Source organism: Vibrio sp. (assembly GCF_050299255.1).
In the GTDB taxonomy this organism is placed as follows: Bacteria; Pseudomonadota; Gammaproteobacteria; order Enterobacterales; family Vibrionaceae; genus Vibrio.
On the sequence record NZ_JBNKVP010000001.1, the window covers coordinates 20028 to 46625 of the forward strand.

At 50.1% G+C, this 26598-nt stretch carries 25 protein-coding genes; 10 read left to right on the forward strand and 15 right to left on the reverse strand.

Going from position 1 to position 26598, the window contains the following annotated elements:
* The first annotated feature begins 74 nt into the window (after nt 1-74).
* Genes ACQY6F_RS00090 through murQ form a run of 4 tightly spaced genes read left to right on the forward strand, consistent with a single transcriptional unit; the run spans nt 75 to nt 4592 of the window.
* Complete coding sequence (locus ACQY6F_RS00090; protein ID WP_428771208.1) at nt 75-1673, forward strand: sodium:solute symporter; 1599 nt, start codon at nt 75-77, stop codon at nt 1671-1673.
* Nucleotides 1670-2539: a BadF/BadG/BcrA/BcrD ATPase family protein gene (locus ACQY6F_RS00095; protein WP_428771210.1), complete on the forward strand. Its 870-nt coding sequence runs from the start codon at nt 1670-1672 to the stop codon at nt 2537-2539. The genes ACQY6F_RS00090 and ACQY6F_RS00095 overlap by 4 nt, the downstream gene beginning before the upstream one ends.
* A gap of 2 nt (nt 2540-2541) precedes the next feature.
* Nucleotides 2542-3654, forward strand: a complete 1113-nt coding sequence (locus ACQY6F_RS00100) for an anhydro-N-acetylmuramic acid kinase (protein WP_428771212.1) — start codon at nt 2542-2544, stop codon at nt 3652-3654.
* Between the two features lie 8 nt (nt 3655-3662).
* A complete protein-coding gene (murQ, locus tag ACQY6F_RS00105) occupies nt 3663-4592 on the forward strand; it encodes an N-acetylmuramic acid 6-phosphate etherase (RefSeq protein WP_428771214.1) in 930 nt (309 codons plus the stop codon).
* 15 nt (nt 4593-4607) lie between these two features.
* Here the strand turns inward: murQ and ACQY6F_RS00110 are convergent, their stop codons facing one another.
* Nucleotides 4608-4949, reverse strand: coding sequence for a DUF2799 domain-containing protein (locus tag ACQY6F_RS00110; RefSeq protein WP_428771216.1), 342 nt, complete (start codon nt 4947-4949; stop codon nt 4608-4610).
* Between the two features lie 213 nt (nt 4950-5162).
* Between ACQY6F_RS00110 and ACQY6F_RS00115 the strand changes: the two genes are divergently transcribed.
* The 3 genes from ACQY6F_RS00115 to ACQY6F_RS00125 all read left to right on the forward strand — a co-directional run bounded on the left by ACQY6F_RS00115 (nt 5163) and on the right by ACQY6F_RS00125 (nt 8232).
* The gene (locus ACQY6F_RS00115; RefSeq protein ID WP_428771218.1) at nt 5163-6647 is read left to right on the forward strand and encodes a carbon starvation CstA family protein; all 1485 of its coding nucleotides are present in this window, start codon (nt 5163-5165) and stop codon (nt 6645-6647) included.
* Nucleotides 6648-6884: 237 nt separating this feature from the next.
* Complete coding sequence (locus ACQY6F_RS00120) at nt 6885-7514, forward strand: chemotaxis protein (RefSeq protein ID WP_428771220.1); 630 nt, start codon at nt 6885-6887, stop codon at nt 7512-7514.
* Nucleotides 7492-8232 (forward strand): MBL fold metallo-hydrolase, encoded by a 741-nt coding sequence (locus tag ACQY6F_RS00125; RefSeq protein ID WP_428771222.1) that lies wholly within the window; start codon nt 7492-7494, stop codon nt 8230-8232. The genes ACQY6F_RS00120 and ACQY6F_RS00125 overlap by 23 nt, the downstream gene beginning before the upstream one ends.
* A gap of 108 nt (nt 8233-8340) precedes the next feature.
* Here the strand turns inward: ACQY6F_RS00125 and ispH are convergent, their stop codons facing one another.
* The 6 genes from ispH to murJ form a co-directional block, all read right to left on the reverse strand.
* Nucleotides 8341-9291, reverse strand: a complete 951-nt coding sequence (gene ispH / locus ACQY6F_RS00130) for a 4-hydroxy-3-methylbut-2-enyl diphosphate reductase (protein ID WP_428771224.1) — start codon at nt 9289-9291, stop codon at nt 8341-8343.
* Nucleotides 9292-9325: 34 nt separating this feature from the next.
* Nucleotides 9326-9757, reverse strand: coding sequence for an FKBP-type peptidyl-prolyl cis-trans isomerase (gene fkpB, locus ACQY6F_RS00135; protein WP_428771226.1), 432 nt, complete (start codon nt 9755-9757; stop codon nt 9326-9328).
* 185 nt (nt 9758-9942) lie between these two features.
* Complete coding sequence (lspA, locus tag ACQY6F_RS00140; RefSeq protein WP_428771512.1) at nt 9943-10446, reverse strand: signal peptidase II; 504 nt, start codon at nt 10444-10446, stop codon at nt 9943-9945.
* A gap of 5 nt (nt 10447-10451) precedes the next feature.
* Complete coding sequence (gene ileS / locus ACQY6F_RS00145) at nt 10452-13295, reverse strand: isoleucine--tRNA ligase (protein ID WP_428771228.1); 2844 nt, start codon at nt 13293-13295, stop codon at nt 10452-10454.
* A gap of 64 nt (nt 13296-13359) precedes the next feature.
* Entirely contained in the window at nt 13360-14295 is a 936-nt protein-coding gene (ribF, locus tag ACQY6F_RS00150; RefSeq protein WP_428771230.1) for a bifunctional riboflavin kinase/FAD synthetase, read from the reverse strand.
* 70 nt (nt 14296-14365) lie between these two features.
* Nucleotides 14366-15928: a murein biosynthesis integral membrane protein MurJ gene (gene murJ / locus ACQY6F_RS00155; protein ID WP_428771232.1), complete on the reverse strand. Its 1563-nt coding sequence runs from the start codon at nt 15926-15928 to the stop codon at nt 14366-14368.
* A 259-nt stretch (nt 15929-16187) separates the two neighbouring features.
* Here murJ and rpsT point away from each other — a divergent pair, with 259 nt between their 5' ends.
* Nucleotides 16188-16448: a 30S ribosomal protein S20 gene (gene rpsT, locus ACQY6F_RS00160; RefSeq protein ID WP_428771234.1), complete on the forward strand. Its 261-nt coding sequence runs from the start codon at nt 16188-16190 to the stop codon at nt 16446-16448.
* Between the two features lie 115 nt (nt 16449-16563).
* Here the strand turns inward: rpsT and ACQY6F_RS00165 are convergent, their stop codons facing one another.
* Together ACQY6F_RS00165 and nhaR are read right to left on the reverse strand one after the other, a co-directional pair.
* The gene (locus tag ACQY6F_RS00165; RefSeq protein WP_428771236.1) at nt 16564-16872 is read right to left on the reverse strand and encodes an ArsR/SmtB family transcription factor; all 309 of its coding nucleotides are present in this window, start codon (nt 16870-16872) and stop codon (nt 16564-16566) included.
* 205 nt (nt 16873-17077) lie between these two features.
* On the reverse strand, nt 17078-17968 hold the full coding sequence (gene nhaR, locus ACQY6F_RS00170) for a transcriptional activator NhaR (protein WP_428771238.1): 891 nt from the start codon (nt 17966-17968) through the stop codon (nt 17078-17080).
* Between the two features lie 409 nt (nt 17969-18377).
* Between nhaR and ACQY6F_RS00175 the strand changes: the two genes are divergently transcribed.
* On the forward strand, nt 18378-19523 hold the full coding sequence (locus tag ACQY6F_RS00175) for a Na/Pi symporter (RefSeq protein WP_428771514.1): 1146 nt from the start codon (nt 18378-18380) through the stop codon (nt 19521-19523).
* Between the two features lie 176 nt (nt 19524-19699).
* On the opposite strand, the gene ACQY6F_RS00180 is transcribed toward ACQY6F_RS00175, so the two are convergent.
* From ACQY6F_RS00180 to rppH, 5 genes are read right to left on the reverse strand one after another with little or no spacing between them, the layout of a single operon-like run.
* Nucleotides 19700-20551, reverse strand: a complete 852-nt coding sequence (locus ACQY6F_RS00180) for a thymidylate synthase (RefSeq protein ID WP_428771240.1) — start codon at nt 20549-20551, stop codon at nt 19700-19702.
* Nucleotides 20552-20560: 9 nt separating this feature from the next.
* Nucleotides 20561-21376 carry a prolipoprotein diacylglyceryl transferase gene (gene lgt / locus ACQY6F_RS00185; RefSeq protein WP_428771242.1) on the reverse strand — a complete coding sequence of 272 codons (816 nt, stop codon included), beginning with the start codon at nt 21374-21376 and terminating at the stop codon, nt 20561-20563.
* A 43-nt stretch (nt 21377-21419) separates the two neighbouring features.
* Nucleotides 21420-22211 carry a sulfite exporter TauE/SafE family protein gene (locus tag ACQY6F_RS00190; RefSeq protein WP_428771244.1) on the reverse strand — a complete coding sequence of 264 codons (792 nt, stop codon included), beginning with the start codon at nt 22209-22211 and terminating at the stop codon, nt 21420-21422.
* 8 nt (nt 22212-22219) lie between these two features.
* Complete coding sequence (gene ptsP / locus ACQY6F_RS00195) at nt 22220-24466, reverse strand: phosphoenolpyruvate--protein phosphotransferase (RefSeq protein WP_428771246.1); 2247 nt, start codon at nt 24464-24466, stop codon at nt 22220-22222.
* Nucleotides 24467-24468: 2 nt separating this feature from the next.
* Nucleotides 24469-24987 (reverse strand): RNA pyrophosphohydrolase, encoded by a 519-nt coding sequence (gene rppH / locus ACQY6F_RS00200; RefSeq protein WP_428771248.1) that lies wholly within the window; start codon nt 24985-24987, stop codon nt 24469-24471.
* 624 nt (nt 24988-25611) lie between these two features.
* On the opposite strand from rppH, the gene mutH reads away from it, so the two are divergent.
* The gene (gene mutH / locus ACQY6F_RS00205; protein ID WP_428771250.1) at nt 25612-26277 is read left to right on the forward strand and encodes a DNA mismatch repair endonuclease MutH; all 666 of its coding nucleotides are present in this window, start codon (nt 25612-25614) and stop codon (nt 26275-26277) included.
* Between the two features lie 3 nt (nt 26278-26280).
* Here the strand turns inward: mutH and ACQY6F_RS00210 are convergent, their stop codons facing one another.
* Nucleotides 26281-26592 (reverse strand): DUF6482 family protein, encoded by a 312-nt coding sequence (locus ACQY6F_RS00210; protein ID WP_428771252.1) that lies wholly within the window; start codon nt 26590-26592, stop codon nt 26281-26283.
* Nucleotides 26593-26598: the final 6 nt, after the last annotated feature.

Sequence of the window (26598 nt, forward strand, 5' to 3'; positions counted from 1 at the left end):
GGTTTTTGCTAACCGCTATTCATAGCGCCACTCTATACAAAACGACAATAATATAGTCATGCTAAGGAGTTGCTATGAATACCCTGTTTACCTCACTTGACTGGACGGTGTTTGCGATCTATTTCGCTATCATCATCTATACCGGTTGGTACTTCAGCCGGACGAAAATCACCACGACCAAAGACTACTTCTTAGGCGGTAATAGCATGCCGATGTGGGTCGTTGCGGTTTCTGTTCTGGCTACCTCACAATCTGCTGCAACCTTTCTAGGCGGGCCAGAATCGAGCTATCGTGGCAACTTAACTTACCTTGCGACAAACATCGGTGGGATTATCGGTGCGCTATTCGTTGCTTGGGTACTAATCCCTCGCTTCTATGAAAACAAAGTCTCGACCGTATACGAGCTGCTGCAAGTGCGCTTTGGCAATAAAACTAAACGTCGCGCGGGCAGTATGTACCTTATCGGCCGGGTATTCGCCTCTGGTTCTCGTCTATACATGGCTGCGATTGCCGTTTCGATGATTTTGTTCACCAATATTGAACCAGAAAGTGTGATTACTTCCGTAGTGATCCTTGTTGCAGTGGGCTTAGCTTATACCTACATGGGCGGCATTCGTTCTGTCATCTGGAGTGATCTGATTCAGCTTATCGTCTACGTTGGTGCAGCGATTGCGGTTATCATCTACCTGCTTGGCCAGATCCCTGCGGATATGGGACTAATCGTCAACGCACTACAAAATCCAGGTGGTGACCAACAATCAAAATTGACGTTACTGGATTTCAGTCTTGATTTTGGTCCAGCGGGTACTTTTAGCTTCTGGGCGTGCATTACCGGTTTCGTACTCTTAAACATCGGAGCATTTGGCCTCGATCAGGACATGACTCAACGGGTCCTGACATGTAAAGATGCCAAACAAGGCTCAAGAGCGATGATCAATTCCATCCTCTACTCAATCCCAGTTGTGCTGATCTTTATGTCGATTGGTCTGCTGTTGTACATCTTCTATCAACGTCCAGAATTGATGGGTGGCGGCAACAAAGAAGTCATACAAAGCTTCAACGGTGAAAATGTCACTATCTTTATGTACTACGTCCTGAACGAAATGCCTGCAGGCTTGCGTGGTTTGGTTACTGTCGGTGTGGTTGCCGCGGCGCTTTCAACTCTAAACTCTGGTTTGAACTCGATGTCATCGGTGGCGATTCAGGACATTTACCGTCCATGGAAAGAAACCCGCAGCGGCAAGCAAGCTGAGCTTCATTATGTCACAGCGGGCCGATTCGGTATGGCTGCTGCCGCACTCGCTCTGGGCAGCATGGCGATACTCTGCTACTACTGGCAGCAGTACACAGATATGCCGCTACTGTCTTTCGCACTGAGTGTGATGGTGTTTGCCTACACCGGTCTGCTGGGGGTTTACTTTACCGCTATCTTCACCAACCGTGGCAGTGAGTCCTCTGTGGCGATGGCACTGCTTTCGGGCTTCCTCACGACATTACTGCTTCAAGCGTATATTTGGGACAGCGTGATGGGAGTGATCCACCCTGACTGGGTGGGCGTGAGACTTGCGTTCCCTTACCAGCTCTGTATCGGTACTGCCGTGTCGACATTGGTGTGTTTATTGGGTAAAGCGCAGGAGCAAGAACAGAACCAACTACAGACTGTGAAAGAATGATTACCCATTACTTAGCGGTTGATGGCGGTGGCACTAAGACCGCCATTCAATTAACGCTTGCGTGTCACAACGGTGCTGAACATGTCAGCACACTGACGACTGGCCCTTCCTCATTAACCCAACAGGGTAAGCAAGGAATACAAACTATCGTCAGCGGTGTACAACAAATGCTGCGACAACATCAGCTTTCGCCTGCTCAATGCATGTTGGTAGCCGGCGTGGCTGGCGCAAGTCATAGCGAGCTAAAACAACAGCTCGATAGTGCACTGTCATCATTTCCAAATCGCTTGGTTACAACTGATGCGCACATCAGTTTGGCAGGCGCGGCGAATGGAAACGCGGTAAACTGCATCGCGATTGGTACTGGCACCGTTGCGACTCGATTGAACCCAGATAATAGCGTCGCTTTGATTGGCGGGTGGGGCTTCCCTATCGGCGATCAAGGCGGTGGCGCCTGGCTGGGGTTTGAAGCGGTTCGCGCTTTGATTCACTCAATAGATGTAGGCCAGTCCAACACTTTGGCCGATGTTATTCGCTTAACAGTAGGCTCACACCGTTTAGAGGTTTTAAATTGGGTCAAAACGGCAAACGCCACACGTTATGCGCAGCTTGCGCCAGCGGTATCTGACAGCGCCAATCAAGGTTGTGTAGTGGCCCAAACCATCATTCGCCGAGGCGTCGAACATATCGAGTCTCTTGTAAAAGATTGCTGTGAAAATAATGAGTTAGCTATCGTATTTCTCGGTAGCCTAGGTCAATACTACCAGCCTAAGCTTGCAAACCAATGGCAGACTCGCTGTATTGTACCGCAGGGAACTGCACTAGACGGCGCGACCCTTCTGGCGAGCCAATTATCAGGAGAATGAACATGACTCAAGAGCTGTATATCGGTGTAATGTCCGGAACCAGCATGGACAGTGTAGACACTGCCTTATTGGTTTTTGACGGCGACCAACCGTCGTTAATCGCGCACGATGAATTTCCAATGCCGGAGTCATTGAAGCAGCGACTGCTTGATGTATGCATTGGCCAGCAAACGAATGTGATCGAAATTGGCGAACTGGACCATCTACTTGGCCATTTATTTGCGGATGCGGTAAACCAGTTGTTGGACAAGTCTGGCTATACCGCAGAGCAAATACGCGCAATTGGTAATCATGGCCAAACGGTCTACCACCAGCCGCAAGGCAATACCCCGTTTACCATGCAGATCGGCGATGCCAACATCATCGCTACAAAAACAGGTATCGATACCATTGCTGATTTTCGCCGCAAAGATATCGCGCTGGGCGGCCAAGGAGCGCCTTTGGTACCCGCGTTCCACCAAACCATTTTCCACTCTCAGAATTCGAGCGTGGTCGTCCTAAACATTGGGGGCATCGCCAATATTTCGGTGATTCGACCGGAGCAAAGGGTGCTCGGCTACGATACCGGACCAGGTAATATGCTGATGGACAGCTGGTGTTTACGCCACACAGGAAACCAATACGATAAAGACGCTGAGTTTGCGAAAAAAGGCAACGTGAACCTCGACCTGCTGACACAATTGATGAACGAACGCTATCTCGCCGAGCCAGCGCCTAAAAGCACCGGAAGAGAGCTGTTCAACTTGCCTTGGTTAGATCACCATTTGAGCCAGTTCGACTTACCCGCAGACGATGTGCAACGCACTCTGTGTGAATATACTGCGCAGACGATCGCCAACGAAGTTCAACGTTATACCTTTGGTCCTGCACCTGAATTGCTGGTTTGCGGCGGAGGAGCAAGAAACCCACTGGTGATGGAAAGACTTGCTGCTCTGCTGCCAAACTGGACAGTCGCGCCGACAAGCGACAAAGGCGTCGACAACGACTACATGGAAGCGATGGCTTTTGCTTGGCTGGCTTATCGCCGTGTTCACAATTTGCCAAGCAATTTGCCCGAAGTCACCGGAGCCAGTAAGCTGGCTTCGCTCGGTGTGATGTACTTTGCGGATAAATAAGGACAATTATGACTAACGATGCGCTCATTTCAGCCCTATCTCATTTAGTGTCTGAGGGACGAAACCCAGACACCATGGATATCGACTTGCTGCCGTCTCTCGAAATCGTTAAACGGATCAACCAACAGGACAAGCAGGTCCCATTAGCGGTAGAGAAAGTACTACCGGAAGTCGCGCAAGCCGTCGATAAAATCACAGCAGCATTTAAACAAGGTGGTCGCCTAATTTACATGGGGGCTGGCACAAGTGGCCGACTCGGAATACTTGATGCGTCCGAGTGCCCACCGACCTTCGGCGTGTCAGATAAAATGGTCATCGGCCTGATTGCCGGAGGCCCTGAAGCGATACTTAAAGCCAAAGAGGGTGCAGAAGATTCACCTGAATTTGGTGTTGAGGACTTAAAACGCATTGATTTCAGTGCTAAAGACGTGGTCGTTGGTATTGCGGCAAGTGGCCGTACACCTTACGTCATCGGCGCGCTGGAATACGCCAATGCGATCGGCGCAACTACCGTTGCCCTCTCTTGCAACCCTGACTCCGCTATTGCAGAAGCCGCTCAGATTGCCATCAGTCCGGTTGTCGGCCCGGAAGCGCTGACAGGGTCAACACGCTTGAAATCGGGTACGGCGCAGAAGTTGGTGCTGAATATGCTGACGACTGCCAGCATGATTCGATTGGGCAAAAGTTATCAGAACCTGATGGTGGACGTAAAAGCCACCAATGAAAAACTGATCGCCCGGGCCGCGCGTATCGTAATGCAGGCGACCGATTGTGACCAGCGCACCGCGGTCAATACGCTGCGCCAGACCGATTATGATGTCAAACCGGCTATCCTGATGATATTGACCGGTCTGGATGCTGAGGCTGCCCGCGAGCAACTCAAACAGCAGGGTGGGTTCTTACGCAAATCGGTTCAAGATTGGCAAAGCAAACCCTAGCCATGGCGGCTGGGATCAGTTTTTATACTGGTTCCAGCCTCTTTGCCACTCCATGCGAAATTTTTGTGCCTGCTCAGTTCCCTCACACACCCCTTCGTAATGCATGCCGGACAAGCCCATCTGATAGGCAAAGTCCGGGTTACAGTATTCACTCACCCCCTTGGTATAACCCTGATCGTAATCGGCTTGATCAACATCGCCCAGTTCAGCCAGCTTGCTGTAGCTGCGCCGGGTGTGACCACTGACGCCGTCCTGATAACCGATCTGGTACCAGTCGCCCTGCTGCGCCATCTGCTGGGGAGTCGCGCTGCAACCGCTGAGCACGCCCACTGCTAAAGCAATCTTCAGCCATTTCATCTCGTTACCTTCTTTGTTTAATCTGCTGGCCTGCCTTTAACTATAACACCTGTGCGCAACCCCCTCGCCACTCATTTCGGTGAAAAACCACTCAATGGAGTCATTTACCACTCAACTCCGTATACGACCACTCACGCCAAAAGCGAATGCCGCTGGCATCTACCCGGCGTAATATCCACCCTGACTTAAAAAAATACCTGAAGGACGAAAGCTATGATTTGGTTTCTCACCTGTGTTGCAGCCCTAATCGGCGGCTACTTTATCTACGGCGCATTTGTCGAAAAAGTTTTCGGCATCAATGAAAAACGCCAAACCCCTGCCCACACCAAAACTGATGGTGTCGACTACGTACCTATGTCCACCAAAAAAGTGTACCTGGTACAACTACTGAATATTGCCGGTGTTGGTCCGATTTTTGGTCCAATCATGGGTGCCCTGTACGGCCCTGCGGCGATGTTGTGGATTGTGGTTGGCTGCATCTTTGCCGGTGCAACTCACGATTACTTCTCAGGCATGCTGTCTGTCCGTAACGGTGGTGCTTCGGTTCCAACCATTACCGGCCGCTACCTGGGCAATGGCGCAAAACACTTTATGAACATCTTTGCCATTGTTCTGCTGCTACTGGTTGGCGTGGTATTTGTTTCTGCGCCTGCAGGCATGATCACTAACCTAATCAACGAACAGACTGATTTCAGTGTCACTATGACTACTATGGTCGTGATTATCTTCGCTTACTACATCATCGCGACTATCGTACCGGTAGACAAAATCATTGGCCGCTTCTACCCCCTGTTCGGCGCCCTGCTGATCTTCATGTCTGTTGGCCTGATGACGGCCATCGCGTTCTCTAGCGAACACACCGTTATGGGTGACTTCCAGGTCAGCGATATGCTGTCTAACCTGAACCCGAACGACATGCCGCTATGGCCAGCTCTGTTTATCACCATTGCATGTGGTGCTATTTCAGGCTTCCACGCCACTCAGTCTCCTCTGATGGCACGCTGTATGGAAAACGAGAAAAACGGTCGCTTTGTATTCTACGGAGCCATGATCGGTGAAGGTATCATTGCCCTTATCTGGTGTGCGATTGCCCTGTCATTCTTCGGTTCTCTGGACGCACTGTCTGAAGCAGTGAAAAACGGTGGCCCAGGCAACGTGGTATACAGCGCTTCATTTGGCCTGCTGGGTGTATTCGGTGGTGTGATTGCCTTCCTGGGTGTCGTGATTCTGCCTATCACCTCTGGTGACACAGCATTCCGCTCTAGCCGCCTGATCCTGGCTGAATACTTCAACATGGAGCAGAAGAGCCTGCGTAACCGACTAATGATGGCTGTGCCTCTGTTTGTTGTCGGCGATATCCTGACTCAAGTTGACTTCGGTATCATCTGGCGCTACTTCGGCTTTGCCAACCAGACAACAGCAGTAATGATGCTGTGGACCGCTTCCGCTTACCTGCTGCGCCACAACAAACTGCACTGGATTACCACGGTACCAGCGTTCTTCATGACTACTGTCATCGCGACCTTTATCCTGAACAACGCAACCCTAGGTTTCGGTCTGGATATGACACTGTCAACGGTTATCGGTGTAGTATTCGCCACTACCGTGGCCGGTTACGTCATCAAGACATCAAAAGGTAAAGGTGAACGTGACCTGGCTGATGAAGAACAGCCAAGCGCAGTGACCGAAACTGCATAGCGAACCACCTCAGCTAGCCAAAGGCCCCTTTCAGGGGTCTTTTTTGTTGTTGGTGACCCGTACGATTATTTGATTTCCCAGCAGACAACGGCTCTGCAGAGTTACTGACCAGAGGAAAAAACCCGATCTCGGTTTAATTTTTGGCTTTGCTTGACGGAAATAATTGTTTGATTACTAGAGCTTTAGCGAACGTTTTCTATAGTTAACGGTATAACGTTTAATAAAGATAACTCAGTTATGGCTAGTAAACCCGTGTTTGTGATTGCGGCCGAGGTGGCGGCAGAACTCAATAAAGGAATGCTGATTGCGAAAAAGCTGCTGCTGGTCGCCAGCAATGCCCGTGCACTGGCACAAAGGGCCGGTGAAAGTGCCGCAGGATTTCGGCCGATCACCGACTCGATCGATGAACTGGTCCGGGTGACCCTGGCGGCCTCACACACCATCAACGTCAAAGCGCAGAACCTGAGTCAAATCGCCACCGCCGGCACCCGCTCTTCCTATGCATTGGCCCAATTTGAACAGGTTTATATCAAATCAGCGCAGGCTGCTCATCTCAATAGCTTAGATGCCGCCATTGAACGCAACCAGCAGGAATTCAACAACCTAGACCAGCTCTTTGCCACCGAAACCAAAGGGCTGCACCAGCTACTGAAAACCTTGTACGACGAATTGAGGATCGCCCAAATCATTTCCACTATGCTCAGTGTCGAAGCCTCTCAGGCTGCCCCCCAGCACCAGGAACAGCTGAACAATATTGCCGAAAGCGTCGCCGAGTTGGCCGAAGCGATTCAATCGCACGTGACGCTGTCGCTAAAACTCTTTTCCCATTTTGCTAAGGTCAATTATGCAATCAAAACTACTCTATGAGCAGGGCCAGCACCGCTGGATTGTCTTCGCCCGTGATCCGGAGAAACCGGATAAAATCATCGATACCAACCAGTATATGATTGTCCATCGCGACCAGGCGATCTTGCTCGACCCGGGTGGTATCGAGCTGTTTTCCGCCATGCTAGGCTGCGTGGTGAAAGAGGTGCCGATCGAACATATCAAATACCTGTTCGCCTCCCACCAGGACCCGGATATTATTTCGTCTCTGGGGTTATGGGATAAAGCGTTACCTTCGGCGGTACTGCACTCGCCCTGGTTATGGGAAGGTTTTATCCGCCACTTCGGTATGGAGTCGATAGAATACCGCCCGATCCGCGATGAGGGCGGCAAGATTCAGCTCGCCGGCAAAGAGATCCACTTTATTCCCGCCCACTATATGCACTCGTCCGGTAATTTTTCTGTCTACGATCCAGAGGCCAAAATCATGATGTCTGGCGACATTGGCGCGGCACTGGATAAACCGGAAGCACCGTTTTTTGTTGAGGATTTCGATGGTCACATTGCCAAGATGGAGTATTTTCACCGCCGCTGGATGCCGTCAAACCAGGCCAAAAATGACTGGATCGAGCGGGTGAGTAAATTAGAAATTGATATGTTATGCCCGCAGCATGGCGGTATATTCCGGGGGGACAACGTCAAACGCTTTCTGGACTGGCTGTACACGCTGGAAGTAGGCATCGCCAAAAACAACGCCTGAGTAGCCCACTTTAGCCAAACTTCAAAACGGTGAACTGGCAGAGAATAAAACACCCTCATGCTTCGCACTGAGGGTGATTTTTATAGGTTCGCTAACCAGACTGACGGTTTAATCAACTTGTTTGATTTGCAGCTCTTTTGGCACTTCGAAAAACATGTTCTCTTCCCTGCCCTGCACTTCTTCAACACTCACCGCACCACAATGTTTGATTTTAGCGACGATTTTGTCCACCAGCGCTTCTGGAGCAGACGCGCCAGCTGTTACGCCAACCACCTTTTTGCCCTCAAACCAGGCAGGATCAATATCTTCTGTGCAGTCGGTCAGAAACGCCGGCGTGCCCAGTTTTTCAGCCAGTTCTTTCAGTCTGGTGGAGTTGGAAGAGTTTTTCGACCCCACCACCACCATCACATCTACCTGCTCGGCCATTTCACGCACTGCATCCTGCCGGTTCTGGGTTGCATAGCAGATATCGTCTTTGCGAGGCCCCTGAATATCAGGGAAAACTTGTCTCAGCGCGTTGATGACATCGGCTGTTTCATCCACTGACAGGGTGGTTTGACTGACATAATGCAGATTACCTGGGTCTTTCACCACTTCAATCAGTTTTGCAACATCTTCCGGCCGTTCAACCAGATACATACCGCCTTGATCGCTGGCGTACTGCCCCATGGTCCCTTCTACTTCAGGGTGACCCGCATGACCAATTAACACCACTTCCATATGTTTTCGGCTGGCACGCGCCACCTCCATATGAACTTTGGTCACCAGCGGACAGGTGGCGTCAAACACGGTCAAATCGCGCTGCTTGGCTTCCTGGCGCACCGCCTGGGAGACACCGTGAGCAGAGAAAATAACGATGTTGTCATCCGGCACTTCGTGCAACTCTTCAACAAACACCGCTCCGCGCTGCTTCAGTCCCTCCACCACAAAGCGGTTATGGACCACTTCATGGCGAACATAAATCGGTGGCTGATACATTTCCAGCGCACGCTCCACGATGCTGATGGCACGATCGACGCCGGCACAAAAGCCTCTCGGATTGGCTAATAAAATCTTCATTGTGTTGCTCACGGTATTGCTTGCTGTCAGTCGGTTATTCTACCGACAAAATTTCAACTTCAAAAGTGACATCCTGGCCCGCCAGTGGATGGTTAAAGTCCACAGTCACCGAATCACCGGCAATTTCAGTAATAATGCCAGGAATTTCTACGCCGTCCGGACCGGAAAAAGCCATCACGGTGCCCACTTCAACTTCGGCATCACCAACAAACTTGGCGCGATCCATATGGTGGATGTTGTCGGGATTCGGCATACCAAATGCGTCCGCCGCTTTCAACTGTACTGATTTGCTGTCGCCGGCCGTCAAGCCGATCAAGCAGGATTCAAAGTTATCGCTCAGGCTACCATCACCAATGATCAGTTTGGCCGGTTTCCCCTGATTATGGGTACTGTCTGCCACGGAACCGTCGGCCATTTTGATGGTGAAGTGTAGGGTCACCGCAGAATCTTGTTGGATTGTCATCACGTTATTCCTTATTAATTCATTTGCCTCTTGGTGGGCATAGTTTGCTCAGCGCTCAGCACGCAGTTCTGCGCCTGAATCTGGCAGCCATCGCCATAGGCCTGATTTTGTGCAGACCAGGTCTTTATATAGAAAAGCGCCGGCCGAATCAACGGACAGCGCTTAGGGTTAATCAGACCTGGTGTCTATCACTGCGCTTTAGGTTTTCGAAAACCATCCAGAATGATCATTGCCGCACCGATGAAAATAGCGCTGTCAGCCAGGTTAAATGCCGGCCAGTGGTAGTTGCCCCAGTAAAAATCCAGGTAATCAACCACAAAGCCGTGCACCAGGCGGTCAAACACATTGCCGACCGCACCACCGATAATGGCGGCATAGGCGATGTTGTTCCACTTGTCAGAGGACGGTAACTTGCGCATCCAGTAAATCAGCATGCCACTGACTACAAAAGCGATGCCGGTAAACAGCCAGCGCTGCCAGCCAGCCTGATCACTGAGGAAGCTGAATGCCGCCCCATAGTTATGTACGTACAACAGGTTAAAAAATGGCAATACCTCAATCCGGTTCTGCCAGCCAAAACCCATGTTGTTCATCACAACAAACTTGATACCGATGTCGGCCAGAAAGATCAGCACCGCCAGCCATAGCCAGCGGACGCCGCTTTTCGTCAAAGGGAGAGTAGTGCTAGTCATCGTCATCAGGCGAACTTACGCACTTCGCCTTCACCTTCAACGTTGGATACGCAACGGCCACAGATCGTTTCGTGCCCCGCAATGGTGCCTACATCCGCAGTATGGTGCCAGCAACGGTCGCATTTCTCGGCTTCTGTTGCCTGAACACTGACAAACAAGCCTTCAATATCTGTTGCTTGTACCGCGTCGGATTTCTCAGTCAATGGCATAACTTTCGCCGCGGAAGTGAGCAGCACAAAGCGCAGCTCATCGTCCAGCAGGTTAAGTTTGTCGGCCAGCGCGGAATCCGCATACAGAGTGACTTCTGCCTGCAGTGAACCACCAATGGTTTTCTCAGCACGAGCCGCTTCCAACAGTTTGTTGACCGCACCACGAACCTGCTGTAGCTGCTGCCAGAAATCGTTATTGAGAGTCTCGTCCTGCGTCAGATCAAACAGACCTTCATACCACTCTTCTGCGAAGACATATTTGCCGCGCTCACCTGGCATTTCATTCCAGATTTCATCGGCGGTGAAAGACATGATCGGCGCCATCCAGCGAACCAGAGCTTCAACAATATAGTACAGCGCGGTCTGACAGCTACGTTGAGCATTGCCACCACGTTTTGCGGTGTACTGACGGTCTTTGATGATATCCAGGTAGAATGAGCCCATCTCGATTGAGCAGAAATGCATCAAACGCTGCATCACGGCGTGAGTGTTGTACTCTTCGTATGCTTTGACGATTTCCTGTTGAGCCGCATAGGCGCGAGCCACAGCCCAACGGTCCAGAGCGACCATATCTTCCGCCGCGACCAGATCGGTGGCCGGGTTAAAGCCGTTCAGGTTGGCCAGGAAGAATCGTGCGGTATTACGAATACGACGATAGGCATCTGCACTGCGTTTTAGGATTTCATCCGACACGGCCACTTCGCCAGTATAATCGGTAGAAGCAACCCACAGACGCAGAATGTCAGCGCCCAGCTTGTTGGTGACGTCTTTGGGTGCCACAACGTTACCGATCGATTTGGACATCTTGCGGCCTTGGCCGTCAACCACAAAACCGTGGGTCAGAACCTGTTTGTATGGCGCTTTGTCTTTCATCGCAATCGATGAGATCAGGGAAGACTGGAACCAGCCACGGTGTTGGTCTGAACCTTCCAGGTATAGATCGGCGCCATGGCCGTGGTACTCTTCGCGTGCATCCACCACAGAGTAGTGGGTCACACCGGAGTCAAACCAGACGTCCAGGGTATCCAGCACTTTTTCATACTGGTCTGCATCGTCACCCAGCAGTTCAGCCGCATCAACATCCCACCACGCCTGAATACCTTTCTGCTCTACCAGTTGCGCGACTTTTTCGATCAACTCAGCAGAGTTCGGATGCAATTCTGCGGTTTCTTTATGAACGAACAGCGCAATTGGCACACCCCAGGTACGTTGACGGGAGATACACCACTCAGGGCGACCTTCGATCATACCTTCAATACGGCTTTGGCCCCACTCAGGCATCCACTGAACGCCTTTGATCGCTTCCAGCGCTTTAGCACGCAGACCAGCCTGATCCATAGAGACAAACCATTGTGGTGTCGCACGGAAGATGATAGGGGTTTTATGGCGCCAGCAGTGTGGGTAGCTGTGTTCATAAGCGTGATGATGCAACAAGGCACCTTTTTCTTTCAGCACTTCCACAACCGCATCGTTGGCTTTAAATACGTGTTGACCGGCAAACAGCTCGGTATCCGGCAGATAAACACCGTTCGAACCGACCGGGTTAGCCACTTCCAGTTGGTACTTCTGACCAACGGCAAAGTCTTCCTGACCGTGACCAGGCGCGGTGTGCACCACACCGGTACCGGATTCAGTAGTCACGTGATCGCCTAGGATCGCCGGTACAGTAAAATCGTAAAACGGGTGCTGGAACTGTGACAGTTCAAGCTCGGCGCCTTTGGCAAAACCGAGATTGTGGTAATGTTCGATACTGGCGCGATCCAGCACATCTTTGGCCAGCTCAGACGCTACGATGATACGTTCAGCCGGGCGATCGTTAGCGGCATCGGCTTCTACCTGGATCAGAACATATTCCAGATCATCACGCAGACACACGGCGCGGTTCGCTGGTAACGTCCATGGCGTGGTGGTCCAGATAACGATCGAGACGTCACCTTCACCCTGATGACCCTGAGTTAAAGCAAATTTGCTCAGCACAGCCTGTTCATCGGCGGCTTTAAAACGCACATCGATGGAAGGAGACACTTTATCTTTGTACTCCACTTCCGCTTCCGCCAGCGCTGACCCACAATCGGTACACCAGTGTACCGGTTTAAAACCTTTCAGCAGGTGGCCGTTATCGGCAATTTTGCCCAGGGCACGAATGATGTTCGCTTCCGTAGCAAAATCCATAGTGCGGTACGGTTTGTCCCACTCACCAAAGATACCGAGACGCTTAAAGCTCTCTTTCTGACCTTCGACCTGGCCAGCAGCATACTGACGGCACTTATCACGGAACTCGGCAGCGGTCACTTTCTGACCTGGTTTGCCGACTTTCTTTTCAACCATCAGTTCGATAGGCAGTCCGTGGCAGTCCCAGCCCGGAATATAAGGTGCATCGTATCCTGAAAGGGTTTTGGATTTAATAATAATGTCTTTAAGAATCTTGTTCAGTGCGTGACCAATATGAATGTCACCGTTGGCATAAGGAGGGCCATCGTGTAATACAAAAGATTTTTTACCTTTTTTCGCTTTACGAACTGCGCCGTAAAGATCTTCTTGATACCAACGCTTGAGCATTTCTGGCTCGCGATTGGCCAGATTGCCGCGCATCGGAAACCCTGTTTCAGGTAGGTTCAGGGTATCTTTATACTCACTCATCGATTCTTAATTCCGTTGTTTTGGGCGAAAGTTAGACATTATGTCAGCCGGTGGAATCTTCCGGCTAACCTTTATATTGACGCAGCCACACCCTAGCTGCATCAACATCCAATTCAATTTGTTGTTTCAAAGCATCCAGCGATTCGAACTTATGCTCGTCTCTCAGCTTATGCAAAAGTACCACTTCCAGTTGTTTGCCATACAAATTAGCCTGAAAGTCAAAAAAGTGCACTTCTAGTTGCTGCCGAACGCCGTTTACTGTCGGTCGCTGGCCAATATTCGCCACGCCGTAGAGCGGCGTATCAATCACACCGCTGGCCTTCACTACATACACTCCTGATACCGGAGACACCCGCCGTTTTAATGGCAGGTTGGCAGTAGGGAATCCCAGCGTACGGCCCAGTTTTCGACCATGGTGGACACGGCCACTGATGCTGTAGTCCCGACCGAGCATTTCAGCAGCCGAAGCGAGATCATCTTGCGCCAGCGCATTACGAATGGCAGTACTGCTGACTCTGTGCTGATGCACGCAAAAGCTCTGGGTACTGACCACTTCAAAGCCGTATTTCTGCCCGGCTTGCTGCAACATAGCAAAATTACCCTGCCGGCCTTTGCCAAAGCAGAAGTCATCACCGACCACCAAGAACTTTACCCCTAGCCGCTCTACCAACAGATTGTGAATAAAAGCTTCAGCGGATAAGTTAGCAAAATGCTGGTTAAAGTTAACACACAGCAACCGGTCTAAGTTCAGTTTACTCAGCTGGACAAATTTATCCCGCAGGCGCGTTAAGCGAGCCGGAGCCTGATGCTTAACAAATAGTTCCAAAGGCTGAGGTTCAAAAGTCATCACAGTAGAAGGCAACTGCAACCGGTTCGCCTGCTTGGCAACCTGGCTCAGCACCTGTTGATGGCCCAAATGGACACCATCAAAATTACCGATCGTCAACACGCAGCCGTGATGTCGTGGCTTAATATTATGAATACCTCGGATCAACTCCATTGGAAACTATCAACACCTTGTGATTTTTATTATCTAAGCTTGAAACCGACGGATTATATACTAAAGCGACCTAGTCTGTCGCTGCTTTTAGATCTTTTAGCCGTATGCCAAATACCAGCAAGCAGACCAGGTAGACCATAGCACCGGCGGCGATTAATCCTGCCAGCCAGATTACCCGTTGTGACAGGCTCCAGCTCAGCCAGACCGCCATCTCATCCAGTAGCCCCAGCAGCAATGCCACCATCGCCAGTGCTGCCAGCAATACTTTAATCACAAACCACACTGTGGTGCTGGTCACCCGATAAACCGCCGCTTTGTGCAAACCGCGGTAGAGCAGCGCCATATTGATAAAGGCTGACAGAGCCGTTGCGATGGCCAGGCCGACATAGCCGTAAAACCAGGCAAAAATCGCGTTAAACACCATGTTGCTGATCATGGCGATAATGCCGTATTTCACAGGTGTTCTGGTATCCTGGCGAGAATAGTAACCAGGCGCTAATACTTTGATTAACATAAAATTTAACAGACCGGACGCATAAGCAATCAACGACATAGATGCCTGGCTGACATCCTGCGGCGAAAACTCACCACGCATGAACAGCACCATCAGCATAGGTTTGGCTAACACCATCAGCCCCAGCATCGCTGGCAGTCCCAGTAACACGACCATACGTACACCCCAATCCATGGTGTGGGCAAAGCCCTCACTTTGGGCGTCTACGTGTTTACGCGACAGGGCGGGGAGAATAACGGTGGCGATGGCGATACCGAACAGACCCAGCGGAAATTCCAATAAGCGGTCAGAGTAATACAGCCAGCTGATCGAACCGGTCGCCAGGAAACTGGCAATAAAAGTATCAAACAGCAAATTGATCTGGCTGACAGAGACCCCGAACAACGCTGGGATCATCAGAGTACGAATCTTCACCACGCCCGGATCTCGCCAGCCCCATTTCGGCCTGACCAATACACCGGCCTTGATCAGAAACGGCAGCTGAAACATAAACTGCACCAGTCCGCCAAGAAATACCCCTATCGCCAGTCCGATTTCTGGCTGCGCCAGCTGTGGCGAGATGAACCAGGCCGACAGAATGATCATCACATTCAGAAATACCGGTGTAAAAGAAGAGACCGCAAACTTACCTAATGTATTGAGTATTGCGCCGGACAAAGCAACAAAGGTAATAAACCACAAATAGGGGAAAGTGATTTTCAGCAGCAGGCTGGCCAGTTCAAATTTAGCGGCTGACGGGCCATCGTTGAGCCAGTCAATAAACCATCCGGCGCCGAATAAGGCGGTCACCACACCGGAACCAAGCACGCCGAGCAGCGTCACCACAGTAACAATGACGCCTAGGGTCCCGGCCGCCCGGGCGATCAATTGACGGGTTTTATCCATGTCGCCGCTGGCGTGGTACTCAGTCAGTACCGGGACAAATGCCTGGGAAAATGCCCCTTCGGCAAACAGGCGACGCAAGAAATTGGGGATTTTGTTGGCAAAAAAGAACACATCGGCGCTGGCGCCCGCTCCCATCAAATTAGCCACTACGATGTCACGGACCAAACCCAACACGCGTGATATCAAAGTCATAGCACTGACAATCAGGCCAGACTTAAGCAGACGTTTACTCACTGCTACCTCAGAAATTATATTATGTGTGCCGTTGTTTCTGCCGCCGGAAAGGAATGCGCGGTTCAAGGCAGATTAGTATTAGCATTGAAAAAAAAATACTGTTAGAATCCCCGCCATCTTAACCGCGAAGACTGCACGATACCAAAATTTGTTTGGTTTCGACGGGTTTTTGCACAAATCATTTGACATTTAAGCGCAAATAGGGGATATTCCTCGCCCTTAAATTGTCACCGAACTAAAGTTTTTGGGAGTTAGACCCTTGGCAAATAGTAAATCTGCTAAGAAGCGCGCTATCCAAGCTGAGAAACGTCGCCAGCACAACGCTAGCCGTCGTTCTATGATGCGCACTTACATGAAGAAAACTGTTGCTGCTATTGAAGCAGGCGACAAAGAAGCTGCAACTGCTGCATTCGCTGCGGTTACACCTATCCTGGACCGTATGGCGACTAAAGGCCTTATTCACAAGAATAAAGCAGCTCGTCATAAGGCTCGCTTCTCTGCACAAATCAAAGCTCTGTAATCGAGCCCAGATTGTTCAGTGAAAAAAACCGGCTTTTGCCGGTTTTTTTATATCTGTGATTTGAGCTAAAAGCAGGTAACCGCCACCTTCGGGTAGCAGCTACCTGAGCAAATGGTTAGTCTACCAGCGCTTCGGTGCAATAAAGGCGATGCAACAGCTCGATCATTGCTTTGACCTGCTGGCTGCTTAAAGTGTAATACACCGTTTGCGCCTGTTTACGGGTATCTACCAGACCATCTCGGCGCAACCAGGCCAAATGTTGCGACAATGCAGACTGACTCAACTCCAATTTACAACACAGCTCCCCCACCGAAAGCTCCTGATTATGCAGCATGCATAATATTTGCAGGCGACGCTCGTTAGCCATGGCTTTGAGTAGCACTACCGCTTGTTCTGATTTGGTTTCCATTTCTTGTAGGTTCATTAACGTCACCTCTTGGTACAACTCGATTTTTCTGACAAAAGGATACGGACTTCGTCCAGTCTGTCAGTGACTTTCATCGACTCCCCACTGCCAATAACGTCACCACAAGTCACCTGGCAACCCGAGCGCATTTGCAAACCAACGCAAACCGAATGCCAAGTGATAAAGTTAGATATTAATCTATTTGTAAACGCTAACAAACCACTCATGTAAACAAATTGGAAAAATCCGCGTCACAAACGTTTTTTACCGCCGGATGTTGAATCATTCGCTCGGCAAAAATGACGTAATACTCCTCTCGCAGCTCTTCAATATGGCCAATTAATTGCAGCGGCAGTTTGCCATCATCCTCATGCAGGTAAAAAGATGGTGCCAGCAAAATGACCTCGGAATGATAACGGGCGAACGCTTTCATCAACGCAACATCGTCAAATTCCCCCAGAATATTAGGCTGTAACCCCTGCCGGTCAAACCATTGCAATACACGCCGTCCCATCGCCGTGCGCCGGCCGGGGATCAGTAACTTATACCGCTCCAGGACTTCAGGAAAACTGGCTTCGGGGCGCGTGCCGGAACAGAAGAAACTCATTCCTGTCTCCCCCAGCTTTTTACTGAACAGGCCGGGGCTCTGGCTGGAATCGACCGGGCAATCGGACAAAATCATATCCAGTTTGTGTTGTGACAACTGCTCGAGCAGCATTTCGTGAGTCGATTCAAAGCATCGCAGGTGGATGCTGTTATCCGCAGGTACCGTGGTGAGCAAAATTTTGCTCACCAATCGTTTCGATAAAGCATCCGCCACTCCGACATCAAACAGAATGTTCGACCGCTGACTGTAATTAACGATATCCAGCATTTCATGACTGAGACCAAACATACGGTCCGCGTATTTGAATACCAGCTGACCAAGTTCTGTTGGTTCAACACTGCGACCATTGCGTTTGGTTAACTTACCGTCGAAGCGCTCTTCCAGCGTTTTGATTTGACCCGTTACCGTCTGCGGGGTGAGAAACAGTGCATCGGCCGCTTTGGTAACCGAACCTTGTTTGCACACCATCCAAAAATAATAGAGGTGATTGTAGTTGAGATGTGACATGAGCAAAGACTATTGATGGCACTATGTTGCGGTTATAGCAAATCGTACCGATGACAACAATAGTTCGATATATACGAAAGGTTGACTATTTTTAATTAGTATTTCCGAGATTTAATTTAAGTTATATGACAAGTCACAAACCTCTTGACCCGAGTTTTGTGCTCAACCAACAGCAAAATGTGAAAAAAAACGCCTTGGTCACAAATTATTCAAGTTAATATTTTTAGATATATTTCAAATAGTTAAACCAGCCTATTCTGCTGTATTTCAAACCAGACCCGTTCAGTTCTCAAAAACCCGGCCGACGACATTTAACTGTCATATTACTGAAATATTTCCTCTCTACTATCGCTGACAGTTTTAACAACAGACCACAAAGATTAAGAAAGGTCCCTTGGAGAAAATTATGATGAACCAAGCTACATCAACGACGGCGCCGGTCGCACAATCGACACGCTGGCTGCGCTGGGTAAACTTGGCATTCATGTTGTATCTGCTGCTTCTGGCAGTAGCTATGGTTGGCAGTGGTTTTAAATGGTCAACTGGTGATCACGCCAAAGAGTTGTTTGCTTTTGCCTCTCATCCAGTCGCAGGCTTGATGATAGGTCTGGTCGCAACAGCACTAATTCAGTCATCAAGCACCGTAACCTCGATTATTGTCGGTCTGGTTGCCGGTGGACTACCGGTGGAAACCGCGATCCCTATGGTTATGGGTGCCAATATCGGCACCACGGTCACAAATACCCTGGTCAGTCTGGGTCACGTCCGTTGCAAAGAAGAGTTTAAGCGCGCTTTTGCCAGTGCCACTATCCACGACTTTTTCAATCTGCTGGCGGTTGCGATCTTCCTGCCACTGGAGATGATGTTCGGCTTACTGGAAAAAGTTTCTCATTGGCTGGTATCACCATTCCTGGCGACTGGTGACATGAGCATCAAAGGGCTTAACTTCATTAAACCGATCACTAAACCTGTGGTTGGTGCCATTAAGCACCCACTGGAAAGCTTTGGTGACACCGTTGGCGGTATTCTGCTGATTGTTCTGGGTATCGCAACTATCTTCGTTGCCATCACCACGATGGGCAAACTGATGAAGAGCCTGATGGTCGGCCGCGCTCGTGAAATCCTGAAAAATGCCATTGGCCGCGGACCGATTCACGGTATCTTGTCCGGTTCCATTGTGACCGTCCTGGTACAGTCTTCATCTACCACCACTAGCCTGATGGTCCCACTGGTCGGCACCGGGGTACTGAAAGTGCGTGATGTCTACCCATTCACACTGGGCGCAAATATTGGTACCTGTATTACCGCCCTGCTGGCAGCAACAGCCGTATCTGGTGAGTTTGCAGTATTTGCTTTGCAAATTGCCCTTGTACACCTTAGCTTCAATATTATGGCGACTCTGTTTATCTTTGGCATCCCATTCCTGCGTGAGCTGCCAATCAAAGGCGCAGAAGCGATCTCGACTATGGCAGTGAAAAACAAATCGGTGGTAGCGGGCTACTTACTGAGTGTGTTCTTCGTATTACCAGGCGCCATCCTGTGGCTGAGTGCTTAAGCCTGTAGCACATCTTAGTTAAACGCCGACTGCAATCCCCCGCTCTGTGCGGGGGATTTTTGTTTCATCTCATATCGGTTAGCACAACCAAGCCGGTTCTAGTCAGCACAGAAACAACAACGCCGCCTTTTCAGGCGGCGTTGTTGTTTCTAATGTTGTGGTTTCGGATAGCGAATTTATACCGAAAACGGATACTGAATCGCCTCGTGACACTGGTACCCCGTTACCTCAAAATCATCCAGGGTGACCCAGGTTTCCAGATCTTCCAGTGACTTGATATCCGGATTAATACTAAACTGCGCCGCCGGGAAAGGTTCACGCTTTAGCTGTACATCACGCATCAGTGCCAGTTGATCTTCATATATATGGGCATTGACGATTTTATGGTAGGCGATACCCGGCTTATGACCGGTAATTTGCGCCATCAGAGCCAGGAATACGTACACCTGGACCATGTTGAAATTCAATCCCAGCGGAACATCACAAGAGCGCTGCGTGCTGTTCAGATACAAGGTATCCCCTAACAGGGAGAAATGGTGGCTGTACATACAGGGGCGTAAACAGCCCATATGAAACTCACCCGGGTTGTAGAAATTCAGAATCTCACCGCGGTCATCAATGCCGTTTTTCAGATCATCGACAATTTTACGCAGTTGATCGATGTGGCCGCCATCCGGTTTCGCCCAAGCTCTTCCCTGCACACCATAGACCCGGCCCATATCATCTTCACCTTTACGGTAAGGATTATTCAGCCAGGCTTGATTTAAATTAGCGTTCGCATCCCAGGTTTTTGTCCCCAGACGACGAAAGTCAGCGGCATTGTCATAACCACGAATATAGCCCAGCAGCTCAGCCACTGCCGCTTTCCAAAAGCTCTTGCGAGTCGTGACCAGAGGAAACTGATTGTTACCCACATCGTAGCTTAAATCGGCATTAATCACCGTCAGGCAACGCTTAGCCGTTCGTTGATTTTCCACCCACTGTCCGTCATCAACGATTCGCTGACAAAGATCCAAATATTGTTTCACATTCAATCCTTACTTAACTGCCGGATGATCTTGATAATGGCCTCGCTTGTAGGCCCAAATCATCATAGCGGCACCCGCAATAACCATCGGCAGAGATAAAATTTGTCCCATGGAGATAAAACCGCCGTACAACCCAAGGTGCGCATCCGGCTCGCGGAAGTATTCCACCACGAAACGGAAGGTACCATAGCCGGCCAGGAATAATCCTGACACAGATCCTAGCGGTCGTGATTTTCTGATGAACAGGTTAAGGATCAGGAATAGCAGCACGCCTTCAAGGGCAAATTCGTACAGTTGCGACGGATGGCGTGGCAGTGGCCCGCCATTGGGGAATACGATCGCCCAAGGCACATCTGTTACCCGCCCCCACAGTTCGCTGTTCATAAAGTTGCCCAATCGTCCCATGCCTAAGCCAAACGGAACCAGTGGCGCAATGAAGTCGGCAACACCGAAAAAGGTCCGTTTGTGTTTGTGGGCATACCAGAACATTGCGCTGATCACACCGAGCAAGCCACCATGGAATGACATACCACCGGTCCAGACTTTAAACAGATAAAGCGGATCCTGTAGGAACAGGTCGAAATTGTAAAACAACACATAACCGACCCGGCCACCGATGACCACACCCAGGAATCCGGCAAACAGAAGATCCGAAACCTGTTCACGCGTCCAGCCGCTACCCGGGCGGTCTGCACGCCGGTTAGCCAGCCATAACGCAAACATGAACCCAACCAGGTACATCAGCCCGTACCAGCGAACCGACAGCGGACCGATAGAAAAAAGAACAGGATCAATATTAGGAAATTCAATGTATTCCTGTGACATAGCGACTTCTCATTTAATGTTTGGAATATAGAGTGAGAGATGTTTACAGCAACATAGTTCCTGCAACAAACAACAAAAATACTGCAAAGATGCGTTTTAGCGACGCCGTCGGTAGACTACTGGCCAACCGCGCGCCGATTCGGGTGGTTAATATTGAGGTCGACACTATCGCCACCAGAGCCGGCAGATACACGTATCCCAGGCTGTATTGCGGTAAGTTTTCCGCGCTTAAACCGTTCAGGATAAATCCCAACATACCAGAAATGGCAATCACACAGCCACACACCGAAGAACTGCCCACCGCGCGGCGCATTTCGACTCCCCGACGACTGAGATACGGCACCGAGAGTGACCCGCCGCCAATACCCGCCAGGCTGGACACAATGCCGATGCCGGTGCCCGTCACTACCATCACCTTACCGGAAGGTAGGGCTCCCTGTATATCGCGCCGGATGGAAAACAGCATTTGCAACGCCAGCAGTAACACGATAACGCCAAAAACTTTAGGCAGATATTGAGTTGGGATGAGCTCCGCCAGGTTAGCACCAATGAACCCACCCATAAGGACGCCTGGCAGCAGCCACTTGACGACAAACGTATCGATATTACCAAGTTTAAGGTGATTGAGAGCAGAAGAACCGGAGGTCACGATTATGGATGCCAGCGACGTGGCCAGGGCGATCTGCATGCTGATATCCGGCGAGATCCCCGCTTTCGGCAGCAGATAAGCCAAGGCAGGCACCACCAGCAAGCCGCCGCCAATACCGAGTAATCCGGCCAACACGCCAACTACCGCGCCAAGTAACAGTAGCACCAGCAACAGTATCAGACTCACGATATCCCCTATTTTTTACCGGCACGTACAAAGCCGGCGAAGCCTTTCTGCTCCAGAAACGAAAGCATCATAGTGTATATGCTTTTGCCATAGGGTTGTAGTAACGCCTTGTCAGCTAATTGTTTTAATTCTTTGGTACTGGTGTGGCGCAACAAGTACTTCACCTTGGCGACGTTAGAGGTGTTCATACTCAGCGCACGGTAACCGAGGCCAACCAACAGCAATGAGCCGATGGGATCGCCGGCCAACTCGCCGCAAATACAAACAGGTAGCTTCAGTTTGGTACACATGGTCTGGATGTGCTCCAGTGCCATTACCACCGCCGGATGCAGCGATTCATACACATCTGCCACTCTGGAGTTGTTGCGATCGACCGCCAGCAGATATTGGGTCAGGTCGTTGGTACCGACGGAGACAAAATCAATCTGGTCAGCAATGAGCGGCAACAGATAAAGCATCGAAGGTACTTCCAGCATCACGCCTATCGGCGGCTTGACGACTTTGTCATTCAGTAGCTTCACTTCCTGGTAAGCCTGCTCAATCAATGTCAGGGCATCATCCAGCTCCTGCGCCCCGGAGATCATGGGTAACAAGATACTCAGGTTAGAATGGCTGATGCTGGCTTTCATCATCGCGCGCAACTGCATCAGGAAAATATCCGGATGATCAAGTGTGAAACGAATGCCACGCCAACCCAGGAAAGGATTGTCTTCTTCAATAGGCAAATATGGCAGCGCCTTATCACCACCAACGTCCAGCGTACGCATCACTACCCGCTTATTGGGGTAGCAGTCCAGGACCGACTGGTACTGCAGGGTCTGTTCCTCTTCGGATGGGAAACGGTGCTGCAACAGGAAGGAAATTTCTGTACGGTACAGTCCCACGCCATCCACGCCCTGGTTAATAGCAATATTGGTATCGGCACTCAAGCCAGCGTTGAGCAGAACTTCAACCCTTTCTCCATCCTGGGTCAGCGCCTTATCCTGAATGCCTTCGTTGACCATCTGAGCCAACTCACGCTCTTCATCGGCCAGCGCCTGGTACTCACGCAGCAGTTGTTTACCCGGAGAGATAAACAGTTTGCCGCTGTAGCCATCAACAATACCAAATTTGCCATTGATGGTTTCCAGGTTCAGGTTAACCCCCATTACCGCAGGGATCCCCAGAGCACGGGAGAGTATGGCTGCATGTGAATTGGCCGCCCCTTCCAGCGACACCACAGCCAGTAACTTGTCTTTCGGTACCGAGGCCAGCAGCGACGCGGTGAGTTCCCGCACCACTAAGATGACCGGCTTTTCCAGGCTCTGCTGTTCTTTCTCACTGTTGTGCAGGAAATAGAGCAGCCGCTGGCCAAGTTCACGAATATCCTGAGCTCTCTCACGCAGGTAAACGTCGGCCATCCGGGCAAAACGGTTCGAGTAGCTTTCCACCACCTGACGCAACGCCCAGTCAGCCCGATCGCCTTTCTGGATCTGCGCTTTCAGGTCATTACGCAGCATAGGATCGTTGAGCAGGTGGGTAAACAGATCGAAAATCGCCAAGGTTTCTTTGTTGATTTCGCTATCCAGCCGTTTGCGCATGCGGCGAAAATCGTTCAGCGCATCTTCTACGGCCAGCATCAGCCACTCTTGTTCCCGCTCAATGTCTAATGTGGACGCCGGATAAACCTCAGACAGCTGGGGCTGAGTATCATCCCACCAGAACTCGCCAATGGCGACACCAGAGGACGCCGGGATCCCCTCAATGGCCTGGTGCTTTTTGGTTAGCCGCCACAACCCCTGGGTCTGGGCGTGGGCAATAATGACCGCTAGCTGCGCCGCCAGGGTCACCAGAAATGATTCTTCCATTTCGCTAAACAGGCGAGGCGTTTTCTGCTGAACCACCAGCACGCCCAAAATCTGCTTACGGTGAATAATCGGCGTACCAAGAAAACTCTGATACACCTCTTCGCCCAACTGGGAAAAATACTTAAAGGCAGGATGTTTGGATGCTTCGGCCACATTGAGTGGCTCAGCGGAACGTTTCACCAGCCCCACCAGCCCTTCACCATAATCAATGTGGATCTTGTCACCTTTAAACGTCAGACCTTGAGTGGCCATCAGTTCAAGACGGTGCATTTCGTCGTTGGCAAGATAAATCGTACAAACCTCGGTATGCATCGCAAGACAGGTCTGTTTCACCAGGATGTCGAGTGCCTGGTGGACGTCTTCCACTTTGGAAACCTGTTCAACTATATCCCTTAGTTGCGAAAGCATGTTTATCCTCTGCGTTGTTTACGTTTACCTTTCATTTTACGCTCTTTAAAAGGCATCGCCATCGAAGCGAACTCTTTCATCGCCCGACGGTATACGTCACGTTTAAATGACACCACCTGCCTCACCGGGTACCAGTAACTGACCCATCGCCATCCATCGAATTCAGGGGAATGTCCTCGCTGCATATTGATGTTTTCTTCATCGCAATCCAGTCTGAGGAGAAACCATTTCTGTTTTTGGCCGATACACACTGGTTTGGAATCCCAGCGAACCAGACGCTTTGGCAACTTATAACGAAGCCAATGACGGCTAGTGGCAATAATCCTGACGTCTTTTTTGGTCAGGCCGACTTCTTCATACAATTCACGAAACATCGCCTGTTCCGGTGTTTCGCCTTCGTCGATTCCGCCCTGCGGAAATTGCCAAGAGTGTTGCCCGTATCGTTTAGCCCAGAAGACCTGACCATGGTTGTTACAGATTACAATTCCCACATTTAAGCGGTAACCATCGCCATCTATCACTGGCCAACCTCTAATAAAATCTTTGATTAATGTGATTTTTCCACATATCCCCAACTTGAGCAAACTTACTAGTGTGATTGAGACGAGATTTATTGCCATACAACACCGGAGTGAATAATTTTCCCGCAATGCAATCGTTATCAACACCCAAATGAGACTTGAGCCACATTTATTCACCTTTTCTGTGAATAACTATGTGCAAAGACATTGAGGAAGTGATCTTTTTTTCATCACAAACACACTCACACTTATGTCAGCACTGCTGACAACATGAAAAATTATCAATAATTACATTTACTTATAGAATAAAAAAAACAAAACCACGCCAAGTTCTGATCATGAAATTTTTCCAGATTTTTTATTGTTCAAAGATCCACCAATTTTAAGATTATCCACAAAGGTTGATGCAAACGGCATTCTATAACGCAATTTCAACTCAAAAATCGCCTCAAAACCCTGTTTATTTATCCAATAGTTCACAATGCGACGAATCCCACCCCTTAGCTTGTGGATAACTTGGGGAGCTATGATCTTTTGACCAGATTGATCATTTTCTACCCAGCGGGCTAAGTTCCATTGAGGAGCTGATTTGCTACAATCAGCTTTATTTGCCGGAATCTTGCTATGAAGCCATTACCTCAGTCTGAACAGGAACTGCTCGAAAGAGCTTATTCCATTGCCGGGTTGACGTTTCAGGAGTTAGCTGAAGAAGCACAAATGACGGTCCCACCGGACTTGCGCCGTGATAAAGGCTGGGTCGGACAATTGCTGGAATGGCATCTGGGGGCACCTGCAGGTAGCAAACCACAACAAGATTTTGAGCACCTGGGAATTGAACTGAAAAGTATTCCCGTCAGCCACAGTGGCAAACCACTGGAAACCACCTTTGTCTGTGTGGCGCCACTAATCGGTATCAGTGGCCTGACCTGGGAAACCAGCCATGTTCGCAATAAGTTATCCCGGGTGCTGTGGGTACCGGTTCAGGGGGAACGAGAGATTCCGCTGGCCGACCGCCGGGTCGGATCGCCATTCATCTGGTCACCGTCGGATGCCCAATGGCAGGTACTACAAAATGACTGGGAAGAGTTAATGGAAATGATCGTGCTGGGCAAGGTGGAAAGCATCACCGCCCGCCACGGCGAAGCGCTACAGCTCAGACCTAAGGCAGCCAATGCCCGGGCATTGACAGAAGCTTATGGGGTAAGCGGCAGGCCGATTAAGACACTGCCACGCGGTTTTTATTTAAGAACACAATTTACCGGCCAGATCCTACAGCAACAATTTCTTTAGCCGTTAGTGGACAGTGAGAGAAATCTCCAAATCAGCATACCCACTGTTTTCATCTGAACCAAACTCATCATAGGCGTTGTGCATCCTCAGATAAGCCCGCTCAACGCCCAGTCGGGTCAGCTCTTCTTTTACCGAATCAAGCGAGTCAAAATGAACCGGTTCACCATCTTGCTTGATCGGTTCCAACTTATGTTTGTATTCGACCGCCAGCATGTACTGCTGCAAGTCGGCACAGCCGATTACATACACCTTAGGCGACTGATAATTGTCCTTATGATCGCCATGCAGCCACTTGTCTAATTGCCTTTTTTGCATACATCA